At 50.2% G+C, this 14,208-nt stretch carries 11 protein-coding genes; 9 read left to right on the forward strand and 2 right to left on the reverse strand.

All coding sequences use genetic code 11. The annotated features are described in order from the left end of the window. The first annotated feature begins 98 nt into the window (after positions 1–98). From BKD14_RS01760 to BKD14_RS01770, 3 genes are all read left to right on the forward strand, one after another. On the forward strand, positions 99–836 hold the full coding sequence (locus tag BKD14_RS01760; protein ID WP_075654040.1) for an ABC transporter ATP-binding protein: 738 nt from the start codon (positions 99–101) through the stop codon (positions 834–836). Further along, entirely contained in the window at positions 833–3,427 is a 2,595-nt protein-coding gene (locus BKD14_RS01765) for an ABC transporter permease (RefSeq protein ID WP_245293541.1), read from the forward strand. Before BKD14_RS01760 ends, BKD14_RS01765 begins: the two co-directional genes overlap by 4 nt. Positions 3,428–3,636: 209 nt before the next feature. Beyond that, positions 3,637–4,368, forward strand: a complete 732-nt coding sequence (locus BKD14_RS01770; RefSeq protein ID WP_075654041.1) for a Bax inhibitor-1/YccA family protein — start codon at positions 3,637–3,639, stop codon at positions 4,366–4,368. Between the two features lie 66 nt (positions 4,369–4,434). Here BKD14_RS01770 and BKD14_RS01775 read toward each other — a convergent pair whose 3' ends face one another. After that, complete coding sequence (locus BKD14_RS01775; protein ID WP_083646746.1) at positions 4,435–7,092, reverse strand: autotransporter outer membrane beta-barrel domain-containing protein; 2,658 nt, start codon at positions 7,090–7,092, stop codon at positions 4,435–4,437. A gap of 178 nt (positions 7,093–7,270) precedes the next feature. Next, positions 7,271–9,964: an aconitate hydratase AcnA gene (acnA, locus tag BKD14_RS01780; RefSeq protein WP_139316306.1), complete on the reverse strand. Its 2,694-nt coding sequence runs from the start codon at positions 9,962–9,964 to the stop codon at positions 7,271–7,273. A 343-nt stretch (positions 9,965–10,307) separates the two neighbouring features. On the opposite strand from acnA, the gene ccmA reads away from it, so the two are divergent. The 6 genes from ccmA (at position 10,308) to BKD14_RS01810 (ending at position 14,184) form a co-directional block, all read left to right on the forward strand. Next, complete coding sequence (gene ccmA / locus BKD14_RS01785; protein ID WP_075654730.1) at positions 10,308–10,967, forward strand: heme ABC exporter ATP-binding protein CcmA; 660 nt, start codon at positions 10,308–10,310, stop codon at positions 10,965–10,967. After that, on the forward strand, positions 10,964–11,629 hold the full coding sequence (gene ccmB, locus BKD14_RS01790) for a heme exporter protein CcmB (protein WP_022711326.1): 666 nt from the start codon (positions 10,964–10,966) through the stop codon (positions 11,627–11,629). Before ccmA ends, ccmB begins: the two co-directional genes overlap by 4 nt. An 81-nt stretch (positions 11,630–11,710) precedes the next feature. Next, entirely contained in the window at positions 11,711–12,526 is an 816-nt protein-coding gene (locus BKD14_RS01795; RefSeq protein ID WP_022711325.1) for a heme ABC transporter permease, read from the forward strand. Next, a complete protein-coding gene (gene ccmD, locus BKD14_RS01800) occupies positions 12,523–12,681 on the forward strand; it encodes a heme exporter protein CcmD (protein ID WP_075654044.1) in 159 nt (52 codons plus the stop codon). Before BKD14_RS01795 ends, ccmD begins: the two co-directional genes overlap by 4 nt. 2 nt (positions 12,682–12,683) lie before the next feature. Beyond that, complete coding sequence (locus BKD14_RS01805; protein WP_075654045.1) at positions 12,684–13,295, forward strand: DsbE family thiol:disulfide interchange protein; 612 nt, start codon at positions 12,684–12,686, stop codon at positions 13,293–13,295. A 49-nt stretch (positions 13,296–13,344) separates the two neighbouring features. Then, positions 13,345–14,184, forward strand: a complete 840-nt coding sequence (locus tag BKD14_RS01810) for a hypothetical protein (RefSeq protein WP_139316307.1) — start codon at positions 13,345–13,347, stop codon at positions 14,182–14,184. Positions 14,185–14,208: the final 24 nt, after the last annotated feature.

Consider the following 14,208-nt stretch of genomic DNA (forward strand, 5'->3'; position numbering starts at 1 on the left):
ATTTCACCCTTTGCCCTGTACATTAGCTTTCTGCGACCCCAGATAGAAAACAATCTGTCTTCAGAGCCTCCGCCATTTATCAGGGAAATGACGTGACCATGCAGCTTCACCAATCCGGTATTACGCTTGAGAATATTGATCTCACACTGGGCAGCAATGCCGCCCGCGTCCATGTTCTCAATGATATTTCCCTGAAAATACAAAGCGGTGAATCTGTTGGTATTGTCGGACCGTCCGGCTCCGGTAAGTCTACATTGCTGATGGTGCTGGCAGGGCTCGAAAAGGTCGATAGCGGTCAGGTGCTTATCAGCGGCGAACGGATCGACCGGATGAGTGAAGATCAGGCCGCCGCCTTTCGCGGGCGCAATATAGGCATTGTTTTTCAGTCCTTTCACTTGATCCCCAATATGACAGCACTGGAAAATGTGGCGGTACCGCTGGAGCTTGCAGGGCGCGATGATGCATTTGTCGTTGCCGAACAGGCTTTGAAATCCGTCGGGCTTGGCCATCGTCTGTCGCATTATCCGGCGGCACTTTCCGGTGGTGAGCAGCAGCGTGTGGCGATTGCCCGTGCCTTGGCACCGCGACCGGCTATTCTGATTGCCGACGAGCCGACCGGAAATCTTGACAGTGAAACCGGTAACCAGATTGCTGATCTGCTTTTCTCCAAACAACAAGAATACGGGCTGACAATGGTGCTGGTGACGCATGATCCGTCGCTGGCTGCCCGTTGCGGACGGGAGATTCAGGTGCGCTCCGGTCGTATTCATTCTGATCCTGTGTCTGGCAAGAGCCACACACATGAAGAGGTCGTTCAGGCGGAAGCCGCGCAATGACGGCGGGCACGACAGGGATGACAAGTAAAGTTGCAACGAAGCCGTCTTTCGCACTGGCGCTGCGCTTTGCATTGCGTGAAATGCGTGGCGGTTTGACCGGCTTTTATATTTTTCTCGGTTGTATTGCGCTTGGCGTTGCCGCTATCGGCGGAGTGAATTCCGTTGCCCGTTCTATTGCCGATGGTCTGGCGGTTGAAGGACAGGCTATTCTCGGCGGCGATGTCAGCTTTATGCTCAATCAGCGTGAGGTGACGGAGCAGGAACGGCAGTTTCTGAACGCGCAAGGCACGGTGTCTGAGAATATCACCATGCGTTCAATGGTGCGCATGACAGATGGTTCCGATCAGGCGCTGGTTGAGGTGAAGGCCGTGGATAGCGCCTATCCACTCTATGGCACATTAAAACTGGCACCGGATTTGGCGGCTTCAGAGCGTTTTGCATTGCAGGACGGAGCCTATGGCGCGGCTGTGCCGCAGCTTTTGCTGGATCGTCTGGGTCTGAAGCTCGGTGACCAGATCATGCTCGGTTCAGCAAAGTTTACGTTGCGGGCTATGATTGAGAGTGAGCCGGATATGCTGGGTTCCGGCATGGCTTTGGCACCGCGTTTTCTGACTTCCGATGAAGCCTTGCGGGCGTCCGGTCTTATTCAGCCCGGTAGCCTGGTCAATTATATTTATAAAATCGCTTTGCCGGACACGGCGCAGGCGGGGGCACAGGATACACGTCTGGCAGCGCTGGAAGCTGCGGCGGAGAAAAATTTCCCTGAAGCGGGTTGGAATATCCGCAACCGGAATAATGCGGCACCGGCTTTATCCGCCAATATTGAGCGGTTTTCGCAATTTCTCACCCTTGTCGGCCTCACATCGCTGATTATCGGCGGTGTTGGTGTCGCCAATGCAGTGCGCAGTTTTCTCGACGGCAAGCGGCCTGTTATTGCGACATTCAAATCACTCGGTGCATCTGCTGACTTCGTGGTGCTGATTTATCTGTTTCAGATCGTGGCTATTGCGCTGATCGGAATTGTCATTGGTCTGGTACTGTCACTGGGGCTCAGCGCCGCGGCGATCTATGGCCTGTCATCCTATCTGCCGGTCAGCGGCGGGCTGAAGCTCTATCCGCAAGCGCTGTTGCTGGCGACTGCTTTCGGGCTGATTACCACGCTGATCTTTGCCCTTCTGCCTTTGGGGCGGGCACGGACAATTCCGGCAACAGCTTTGTTCCGCCAAAAAGGTTTTGACCAAAGCGGCTGGCCGCCGCTGCTCTATATGCTGACTGCCGGACTTCTGCTGCTGATATTGATCGGGCTGGTGCTGTTTTTTGTTGAAGATCAGCGCATTGCCGGTGTGTTTATCGTGGGAGCGGTTGCTGCGTTTATCATTCTGCGCGGCGTGTCTTTTGGTTTGCGGATGCTGGCGCGTAATGCCCCGCGGTTTAAGTCACCGGCCTTGCGGCTGGCAGTCGGCAATATTCACCGTCCGGGTGCGCTGACACCTTCGGTTGTGCTCTCGCTCGGTCTTGGCCTGACTTTGGTGGTGGCGCTGGCTCTGGTTGATGGTAATCTGCGCCGTCAGATCACCCAGAGCCTGCCTGCCCATGCGCCGAATTTCTTCTTTGTCGATATTCAGAATACGGAAATTGATGGCTTCCGCGATCTGTTGGCGAAAACAGCACCGGAAGGCAAAGTCGTCAGTGCAGCGATGTTGCGTGGACGCATAGTGGCTTTGAACGGCACCGATGTTGATAAGGTGACTGTGCCGCCGCAGGGCGCGTGGGTGCTGCGCGGAGATCGCGGTATTACTTATGCGAAAAATCTGCCGGAAAACTCCACAATGACACAAGGTGAGTGGTGGCCAGCGGATTACAGCGGTGAGCCGCTGGTGTCTTTTGCGGCCAAAGAGGCGGAAGAGCTCGGGCTTAAAATCGGTGATACGGTGACAGTGAATGTGCTTGGCCGGAATATTACTGCAAAGATCGCCAATTTCCGTCAGGTACAGTGGGAAACACTGGCGATCAATTTCGTCATGGTGTTCTCGCCGAATACTTTTGCCGGTGCGCCGCATTCATGGCTGGCGACACTGACTGATGCCAACGCGGCACCGGAGCAGGAAGCCAATGTGTTGCGCACGGTAACGCAGACTTTCCCTGCGGTCACATCTGTGCGGGTTAAAGATGCGATTGAAGTGGCCAATGACCTGATCAGCCAGCTGGCGGTAGCTATACGATGGGCTGCATCGGTTGGCTTGCTGGCGGCAATTCTGGTACTGGCCGGAGCACTGGCGGCAGGTAATCGTGCCAGACAGCATGATGCGGTGGTGCTGAAAACATTGGGTGCCACACGCCTCACATTGATCCGCGCTTTTGTCTATGAATATGCGCTGCTTGGCTTGGCAACGGCCGTTTTTGCCCTTGGCGCTGGTGGTCTGGCTGCATGGTTCGTGGTGGTAAAGCTGATGAATTTGCAAATGCGGATGCTGCCGGACGTGGCATTTTTCACAGTGCTGACGGCGCTGGTTCTGACCGTCGGCTTTGGTCTCGCCGGTACATGGCGGGTGCTTGGGCAGAAGGCAGGGAGTGTTTTACGGGAATTATAAAGGCTTAGATACTCTGTTTTATCGTGCTGAGAGAAACAGGGCGCAGCGTAAAAGATTCTAAAAACAAAGCTTTTTTACTGGTAAAGGGTTGTTTGGTCTTGTTTTGAACATGCAAAATAACCATTATATTAGGCAGGCATGCTGGGGTTCCGCCAGCGGCGCCTGGGGAGCGCCCCCGACACCGGACGGAACAAGGCAAGAGGAATATTATGGTAGATTTTCGTAATGTACAGGCGCAGAGCCCGGTCGGGGCGCGCGCAGACGCAGCCGTCGATCAGGGACTGCGCTCATACATGCTTGGCGTTTATAATATGATGGCGATTGGTCTGGCCGTAACCGGTCTGGCTGCACTCGGCACATCCTATCTCGCCATGAACAATCCGGCCTTCGCACAACTTATGTATGGCAGCCCGCTGAAATGGGTCGTAATGCTTGCTCCATTGGCTGCCGTATTTTTCCTGAGCTTCCGCATTGAGCGCATGAGCGTTGCAACCGCGCAGCTGACATTCTGGGTTTATGCCGGTTTGGTTGGTCTGTCGTTGTCCTCGATCTTCCTCGTCTTTACCGGCGAGAGCATCGTGCGTACGTTCTTCATTACCGCAGCCTCTTTTGGTGCCCTGTCGCTTTACGGCTACACCACCAAACGCGACCTGTCGGCAATGGGCTCGTTCCTGATGATGGGTCTGTTCGGCCTTATCATTGCCTCCGTGGTTAACATCTTCCTCGGCTCTTCTGCTCTGCAGTTTGCAGTATCGGTTCTTGGTGTTCTGATCTTTGCCGGTCTTACCGCCTATGACACCCAGCAGATCAAGGAAATGTATTACGAAGGTGATGCATCGGATGCGATGGGTCGCAAAATTGTAATGGGCGCACTGCGTCTTTACCTCGACTTCATCAACATGTTCATGTTCCTGCTCAACTTCCTGGGCAACCGTGAATAGTGCTGAAGGTTTCAGGTTTTGAAATCAGAAAGGGCAGCCGCAGGGCTGCCCTTTTTCTTTGTTGTTTCACCAGCGTATCTTAAATCCGAGATTGCCGGAGAGACTGTAATTGTCACTGATATTCTTCGTGGCGCCGCTGGTTTCAACTGTCCCGAAGACAGCATATTTGCCATCATTCCAGCTATAGGTCGATCCCAGCGTTAATTGCAGCTGTGTGCGTGTTTGTCCGCCGGTATAGAAAGGTGTGCCGGAAACAAGAATGAGATTGGAATTTCCTGTGAAGTTTTGCTGCACACCAATCATGCCGTAAAGATCCAGTTTTCGGGTGAAACCGGCAGCATCCTGCCATGCATTCTCATAATTTGTTGCCAGACCAAGACGACCCAGTACATCATTCTCATTGGAATGATGGACTCTGGCATCGTAGAAATCTGTATAATCTTTCAGGTTCAGACCGGAATAGGTCAGTTGTGCCTGCGGTGTGAAGGACCAGAAATCATTATACTGGATACGTTTTCCGACTTCGATGCCAAAACCATAACCGGCATTATTATGATCGGAGACATGGTTCTTCCGTGTCAGATCAGAATACAGGTCGGTCTTGTACCAGCTGACCTGTGTCTGGGCATCGACATAAAAACCATTATCGCCATACCATGTCAGAGCACTGCCGAAACCATAGGCCTGCGTGTTGATATCGCCATCACCATAGCGCGAATAGCTTCTGCTTTTGGCGTCAATATAATGCACCCAGCCGCTTCCGATCAGGCGGCCGGTCTCGGTTTCGCGCAACTGGCTGTCGAGACCCGCTTGTACCAGCCAGTAATTCTGGCGGTATTTGCTGGCAATGGTTGATGATTGCGAGCTGTAGTTTTCCTGACCGGCCTCTGTGCGTATCCAGAACAGTCCTGTATCCGTTACGACTGTACCGGCTTCAGGTGGCTGATAACCGGACCCCACGCCATCGCCTTGGGCAATATGATAGGTTCCTGCACCACTCCAGTAGCGGTTTCCTGCGCGTGTATAGAGCGATGACATCAAAGTCTGATTGATGCTTCTCATGCTTTCTACATTATTGTTGTAAAGCGGCACGCCCGGTTGATAGCGCGGATCCGGATTTGGCCCCGGAGGTGTTGGAGGTGTTGGCGGTACAGGCGGAGCGGGTGGTGTCGGAGGTCCGGGAGGCACTGGCGGGCCTGGTGGAACAGGAGGCCCCGGGGGGGATGGTGGAGAAACAATAGAGCTGCGTAAATACCAGTTACCGTCATCTGTTGAAGGGAGGCCTTTTTCGAGCGTATAGGCATAAGCGCCAGCGATAATTGCATCTTTTTCATCGGATGTGGTGTAATCAGGATTACCCAGAAACATCGTAGCGTCTGATTGTCCGTCTACTTCAATGATCTGAATGCCGTTGACAGTGGAGGCACCGGTTCCATATTTATTTTGTACTATTATAGCTGATGATCCTAATGTAATTCCGGTAATATTTATTTTGTCAGTGAAGGAGTAGTCATCACCTAAATTTACATCAATAACAATTTTACTGTTTTCATTACCAATGTAACTTCCATTGATTTTCATTTCAAAAAAATTTGAGCTGTCACCCGGTGATAAAGTTGCATCACTAGAGATATCTGAAATATTTACAAATCCTGATAGTGTAGATGTGTCTCGTAGAAATACTTTATTCTCAATGGTTAATATATTTTGTTGTGATCCGGTATGTATGTAGGAGTTGTTAAATACGTATATTTCCCCTCTTCCTGTAATGTTGCTATTTAAATTGTACACTCCATTTGTGTTGAAGAAATTTATTAACGCTATCCCCTCTCCTGTTTCTATTGAATTGGCAATAAATTGACCGCCTGACTGGGTGTTGCTACCAATGTTAATTGTTCCTTTTGAGCCAGGTTTTTGGGCGATAATAATCTTATTGGCCGTTTGCAATGTTGCATTGTTTAGAAGGGTGATTGTGGCGTCACCACCTTCAGCTAAGATAATATTGTCACGTGATAATAATTTGCTGTCTGCATCCGATATTGTTGCTTCAAAATCGGAGTTTTGAATTTTGGCTAAAGTCAAATTTTCAGTAAAAATTTGAGCGCCCTCAGTGATATGTAGACTCGTAAAGCCTTTATTTGCGAAGGTTGTTTGGCCAAGGGTTGCCTGAGTTCCTGAATCTTTCGCAAAAATTTGCAATGAGGATGCGTAATCTTCACCTGTTGAAAATATGGAATTTGTGTTGGTTTGGATTAAACTTGCGCCAGATTGCAGTACAATCTTAGTTGGGCCTGGATTGTATCCATGATTTAAGTTTCCGCCGATTGAAAGTTTTCCGTTGCTGGAAATGCTTATTGTATTTCCAGTTTCTGCTTTTTCAAGCAGAACGAATTCTATTACATTGAGTGTTCCTCCATCAATATTTAACTTTGGAGAGTCTGTGCTGGTTGTTGCACCAAAACTTAATTGATTTATTGTGGTGTTATTACCAGATGTAATTGATGGGGCGAAAATAGCAGATTTACTAAATATTACCCTGTCGGCCTCTCCTGGTATGCCATTGACCTCGGCCCCGTTGCCTTTCGCCCAGTTACTTGTCTCAAACCAGTTTGTGTTAACTGTTCCGCTCCAAGTGTATTCTGCTGCATGTAAAATACTTGGTTGGGAATATAATATCGTTGTAGATAAAATTAATGCGTAATATTTATTTGATTTAAGAACCATGATTATCTCCTTGGTTCTTAATTGATATGTTTAATGTTTACTCATATCAGCTGTTATATTTAACAAGATTTTAATTTATATGATAATTTAACGTTTATAAATCTACGCTGTGACTTTTATAGCAAAACGCCGCTGAATTTCTTCAGCGGCGTTTTTATTCATATTAAGCGCTTAGCTATCAGGCTTTGGCCAGATCACGCAGAACGGTCTGCAGAATGCCGCCATTCTTCATGTAGTCCAGCTCATCCAGCGTATCGATACGGCAGATCAGAGGGACCTGCTTCACTGAACCGTCGGCGAAAGTGATGGTTGCATTGGTCTTCTGGCGCGGACGAATGTCTGCCAGACCTTCAATGGTTACCACTTCGTCGCCCTTCAGGCCGAGGGACTGCCAGCTTGTGCCTTCTTCAAACACAAATGGTACAATGCCCATGCCGACGAGGTTGGAGCGGTGAATACGCTCGAAAGACTGCGAGATCACAGCTTTAACGCCGAGCAGGTTGGTACCCTTAGCAGCCCAGTCACGGGACGAACCGTTACCATATTCAACACCGGCAAACACAACCAGCGGAACGCCCTCAGCCTTATACTGCATTGCTGCATCATAGATCGAGGTTTCTTCCTTGCTTGGGTAGTGAATGGTGTAACCGCCTTCGCGACCATTTTCACCGAGCATGTGGTTGCGGATACGGATATTCGCAAAAGTACCGCGCATCATGACTTCGTGGTTACCACGACGTGTACCGTACTGGTTGAAGTCTGCAACGGCGACGCCGTTATCGAGCAGATATTTACCGGCAGGGGACTGTGCTTTGATCGAACCGGCAGGGGAGATGTGGTCAGTGGTGATCTTGTCACCGAACAGGCCGAGCACGCGAGCGCCCTTGATGTCGGAGATTTCACCGGCTGATTTGCCCATGCCTACGAAATATGGCGGGTTCTGCACATAGGTCGAGTTGTCATCCCATGCATAGGTCTGACCGGCTGGTACCTGAACGGCCTGCCAGTTTTCGTCGCCCTTGAACACGTCGGCATATTTTTCCGAGAAGATCTTACGCGTTACGTTCTTGGCAATGAATTCCTGAATTTCAGTCGATGAAGGCCAGATATCACGCAGGAATACAGGGTTGCCGTCTTTGTCTTCACCGATCGGTTCTTTGGTCAGATCCTTGGTGACTGTACCGGCCAGAGCGTGAGCAACAACCAGTGGCGGGGATGCCAGATAGTTGGCCTGAACGTCAGGAGATACACGGCCTTCAAAGTTACGGTTACCGGAGAGAACAGCAGCGCCGATCAGGCCTTTTTCATTGATGGTCTTGGAGATCGGAGCAGGCAGCGGACCGGAATTACCGATACAGGTGGTGCAGCCGAAGCCGACCAGATTGAAGCCCAGTGCGTCGAGATCTTTCTGCAGACCTGCATTTTCCAGATAGGCAGCAACAACCTGGCTACCAGGAGCCAGCGATGTTTTAACCCAAGGCTTGGTTTTCAGGCCTTTGGCAACAGCATTACGGGCAAGCAGACCGGCAGCAATCAGCACGCTCGGGTTCGAGGTGTTGGTGCAGGAAGTGATCGCAGCGATCACAACATCGCCGTGGCCGAGATCGAAATCTTCGCCTTCAACAGCGTAACGTGCGGTCTGACCGGTTGTTTTCTTGTATTCTGTTTCCAGAGAAGTCGCGAAACCGGAAGCAATGCCTTCCAGAGCAATACGGCCTTCAGGACGCTTCGGACCAGCCATGGACGGCACAACGTCAGCCATATCCAGCTCAAGAATGTCTGTGAAGACAGGATCTGTGCTGTCAGCTTCACGCCACATGCCCTGTGCACGGGAGTAAGCTTCAACCAGTTTGAGACGATGTTCGTCGCGGCCGGTTGTGTTCATGTAGTTGAGGGTTTCTTTGTCTACAGGGAAGAAACCACAGGTCGCGCCGTATTCAGGGCCCATATTGGCAATGGTTGCGCGGTCTGCAAGGGTCATATTGTCGAGACCCGGACCGAAGAACTCAACGAATTTACCGACAACGCCTTTTTTACGCAGCATCTGGGTAACGGTGAGCACGAGGTCAGTCGCGGTGACGCCTTCTTTGACTTTACCGGTCAGTTTGAAGCCGATAACTTCCGGCAGCAGCATGGAAACCGGCTGGCCGAGCATCGAAGCTTCCGCTTCAATACCACCAACACCCCAGCCAAGAACGCCAAGGCCGTTGACCATGGTTGTGTGGCTGTCTGTACCAACGCAGGTGTCAGGATAAGCAACGGTTTCGCCGTTTTCTTCTTTGGTCCATACGGCCTGTGCCAGATATTCAAGGTTAACCTGATGGCAGATACCTGTGCCCGGAGGAACAACGCGGAAGTTCTGGAATGCCTGCTGGCCCCATTTCAGGAAGCGGTAACGCTCGGCATTGCGCTGATATTCGAGATCAACGTTGTTTTTGAAAGCCTGCGGGTTGCCGAATTCGTCAACGATCACGGAGTGGTCGATCACGAGGTCAACCGGTACCAGCGGGTTGATTTTTTCTGCATCGCCGCCGAGTGCCACCATGGCATCGCGCATAGCTGCGAGGTCAACAACGGCAGGAACGCCGGTAAAGTCCTGCATCAGCACGCGGGCAGGGCGATAGGCGATTTCTGCACCGGCAGAGCCACGGTCAACCAGCCATTTGGCGATATTCTCGATATCCGCTTTCTTGACGCTGCGGTCATCTTCGAAGCGCAGAAGGTTTTCAAGCAGAACCTTCATGGAGAATGGGAGTTTGGATACGCCTTCAAGACCGTTTTTTTCAGCTTCGGTCAGGCTGTAATAAACATAGTCTTTGCCGTCGACGGTAAGCGTCTTACGGCATTTGAAACTATCGATGTGAGACACGATGTTCGTCCTTCATGCTTACTGGCCGGAAAACCAGGACGAACGCCTCTGCTGCGTTTCAAGGACGCGCTTAGGTGCGGGTGCAGTCATTTCCGCTGTCCGTCCCGAGGCCTGTGCTTAACAAGGAACTTGTTTAACAAACATCAGGCTTTAGAGATCGGCCAAAAATGGTTTCCACGCCGACCGCTGGCATGGTAGCTGCTATATAGTCAGTTTTTTAAAACTGTTCCAGACTCTTAAAGCGTAAAATTATGCTGTTGCGGCGAAATGTTGCGGCTTGTTTTGTCGAGGTTCCTGATAGGGAAAACCGGACAATTTGATGAATATTCGTGGTATCGGAGGCCTTATGCGGCTTGTTGCGGAAAATCTGAGCGGAGAACGGGGCGATAACCTCCTGTTCAACTCTCTGTGCGCAAGCCTGAGTGATGGTCAGGCTTTGATTATTACAGGGCCGAATGGCGCAGGGAAATCAACCTTGCTGCGAATCATTGCCGGTCTGTTGCCCGCTTCTGACGGTACGGTCTGGCTGGAAACAGATGACGGCTTAGAGCCGGTGATGGCGCACAGCCATTATCTCAGTACCCTCAATGCGATGAAGCCGGCGCTGAGTGTTTATGAAAATCTGAAATTCTGGCAGGATTTTCACGGAAGCCCGCTGCACGACATTGATGAGGCGCTGGAAATTGTCGGCCTCTATAATATTGATCATCTGCCTTACGGCTATCTCTCCACGGGGCAGAAACGCCGTGTGGCCATTGCCACGCTGCTCTGCTCGCATCGCCCTTTATGGCTGCTGGATGAGCCGACCTCGGGGCTGGACACCCATGCGCAAGCGATGTTTGCCGGTGTGATGCGCGAGCATTTAAAAAAGGGCGGTATGATTGTTGCGGTCACGCATATTGCGCTCGGGCTGGAACAGGCCGGTTCTGATGTGCTGCAGCATTTGCGGCTGGAGGATTACCAACTTGGCGATCACAGTGCTGAAGCGCAGGGCTGGCTGTCATGAAGGCTTTGTTCTGGCGAGATTTGCGTATTGCCATCCGCGCAGGCGGTGGTGCTTTAACCGGCATCCTGTTTTATCTGGCTGTTGCCGCCGTCGTGCCTTTTGCTGTCGGGCCTGACCTTAAATTGCTGGCGCGCATTGGCCCTGCAATGTTGTGGCTCGGTGCACTTCTGGCGGTGCTGCTCGGCCTTGACCGGTTGTTTCAGGCAGATCGCGAAGATGGTTCACTCGATGTGATGATCATGGCGCGGGAACGCCACTTTCTGACCCTGACAGTGATTGTGAAATGTCTTGCGCATTGGGTAGCAACGGTCTTGCCGCTGGTGATTGCCGCACCGTTTCTCGGGCTGATTATGAATATGGAGCCGCTGGCAATCGGTGCAACAGCGCTCACCTTGCTGATTGGCACACCGGCGGTAATCTTTATCGGCGCATTGGGCGCGGCGCTTGCCGTTTCCATGCCGCGCGGCGGGTTGCTGGTCTCGGTGATGATCCTGCCTTTGACCATTCCGGTGCTGATTTTCGGTGTCTCGGCATCCTATGGTGCAGTGACCGAAAATGCAGCTTTTCTCTCACCTTTGCTGATGCTGTCGGCGAATACGCTGATTGCTGCTATTATCGGGCCATTAGCCGCAGCTTTCGCATTGAAAATTTCGACAGATTAAACCCATATTCTGAATAAGAGTGCTGCCTCTTGCGAGGTTTCTCTAAGGATAGCTTAAGCTTACAAATATATCCGGGTATCTATGACTGAACGATCAACTGATAAAGCCTTATCCAAAGATGCGCCGCGCCGCTTTCAGGCGCTGCTCGATCTGGCTAATCCGACACGCTTTCTGAGCCTGAGCAGTGCAATCCTGCCATGGCTGTCGGCGCTGACTGTGCTGTTATTGCTTGCGGGTCTTTATATGGTGTGGTTCGCACCGGAAGACTATCAGCAGGGGCTGACCGTGAAGATCATGTTCATCCATGTGCCTTTCGCATGGCTGTCGATGATGTGCTACACGGTGATGACCATTGCAGCACTCGGCACACTGGTCTGGCGGCATCCGCTGGCTGATGTCTCGGCCAAAGCTGCCGCACCGCTCGGCGCAATGTTTACCGCATTGGCGCTGGTGACCGGATCGCTGTGGGGCAAGCCGATGTGGGGCACATGGTGGGTGTGGGATGCACGCCTGACCTCGGTTTTCATTCTGTTTCTGATGTATCTCGGTATCATCGCGCTGACCCGCGCCATGGACGATCAGGCAAAAGCTGCGCGAGCTGCCGCTGTCCTGACACTGGTTGGCTTTATCAATATTCCGATCATCAAATTCTCAGTCGACTGGTGGAACACATTGCATCAGCCTGCATCCGTGTTGCGTATGGAGGGGCCTGCCATGCCGCCGAGTATGCTTTATCCGTTGCTGGTAATGGCACTGGCGATGACCATGCTGTTTTTCACGCTGCATCTGATGGCAATGCGTAACGAGATTTTCAGTCGCCGTATTGCGGCAATGCGCAAGATCGCAGCCCGCAATGCCGAGCGCGAAAACCGCAAACCGGCAGGAGAAGCGGCATGACGCATCTGAGCTATGTTCTTATTTCCTATGGTGTTTCTGCCACGGTGATTGTGGCGATTGTTGCATGGATATTGCTGACCCAGACACGCTTGCGAGCAGAGCTTGCACGACTTGAGAAACAGGGCATTCGCCGCCGCTCGCAAAAGGCTGATTGATAATGACTGATCCGGTGAAGACATCTGGCGGAGCGGATGTTCCGCAGAATAAAAAACGCGTTGTGGTGGCGCTTCTGCCGCTGCTTATTTTTGCAGCACTTGCCGGTATTTTTACATGGCAGTTGCTGAGCGGAAAAAATATGCAGGAAATTCCCTCAGCTTTGATCGGGCGCGATGCGCCGCTGACCGATCTGCCGCCGCTGGAAGGATTACGGCTGGCTGACGGAACGCTGGTGCCGGGCTTGAAAGGCGCTGATCTGAAGGGGCAGGTGACGCTGGTCAATATCTGGGCATCGTGGTGTGTGCCGTGTCGTGATGAGCATCCGCAGATTATGAAGCTGGGGCAGGATAAGCGCATTAAAGTGGTAGGTCTGAACTATAAAGACGCGCCGGAAAATGCACTGACCTTTCTGAACAGCCTCGGCAATCCTTACAATGTCGTCGGCACAGACCGCTCCGGCCGCGCCGGTATTGAATGGGGTGTTTACGGCGTGCCGGAAACCTTCATCGTCAACCGCGAAGGCAAGATTGTTTATAAATTCGTCGGGCCTTTGAGTGACGAGAGCATGGCAAAACAATTCATGCCGGAGGTTGAGAGGGCTTTAGGTGGGTAGTTTATTGTTGTTCAGTTAATGTGGTTTTTTAAAATTAATTGGATTGATAATGTTTAACAAATCATTAGTTTTTATTTCAAGGTGTTTTGTTTGGTCTGTATTGTCAAATATAGGTAAATCAAAAATTATTAAATTAACAATATTTGTGCCGATTATTGGTATGTATTTATTGTTTAATGATCGTGTAATTGATTTTTTAAAATTTGATTCCACATTTATGAAAAATTTAGGATTGAATGTTGATTCTGATGTTAATGGGTTTACATTTAGTAATATTTATTTTGTTTATTTTGGGCTTTGTTTTGTAGGAGTGGGGTCGTTTTTATTTAATATATTTTGTCCTGATGAAATAAAATCAACATCTTATATTATGGACTATGTTTCAAAGGTTGAATTTTCTGAGAATACAGTTGTTGCTAAATCAAACCTACAGTTTATTTTGGATCGCTATTTTGAAAATTATTATAATGATGAAGATGATAGGATTAAGGAAAAACCTGAATATCCTTATCTAATTGAAGTAGATTTTTATAATTTAATTCATGAGATGTTCAATGAGACTGGCCATGATTGGGATATTTCCGAGAATTCTGATGATGCTAGTTCACTGGGTAGCTCTATTTATCTTGCGACAGGTTATCCAAATCTGCGTGAAATTGCTCGTATGGTTTGGTCTAGTCCTAAAGTAATATGGGTTTTTACTGTGCCATTTAAAGATTTGGCTCCTAAATTTGCAAAAGATATATCTTATGTTATGTTTAAAAATCTAAATCATTCATATTTTATAATAAGAATGGTTATTTCATTTTTTTATATAATTGGTTTTTCCTTGTTGTTAAAGCCAACATTGGAAACATTTTGCCGATTACTTTGGTATAAAGTTCTGTAGATTCTTTAATTTTTTTTGTTCTGT

The organism is Pseudochrobactrum sp. B5, assembly GCF_001939785.1.
In the GTDB taxonomy this organism is placed as follows: domain Bacteria; phylum Pseudomonadota; class Alphaproteobacteria; order Rhizobiales; family Rhizobiaceae; genus Pseudochrobactrum; species Pseudochrobactrum saccharolyticum.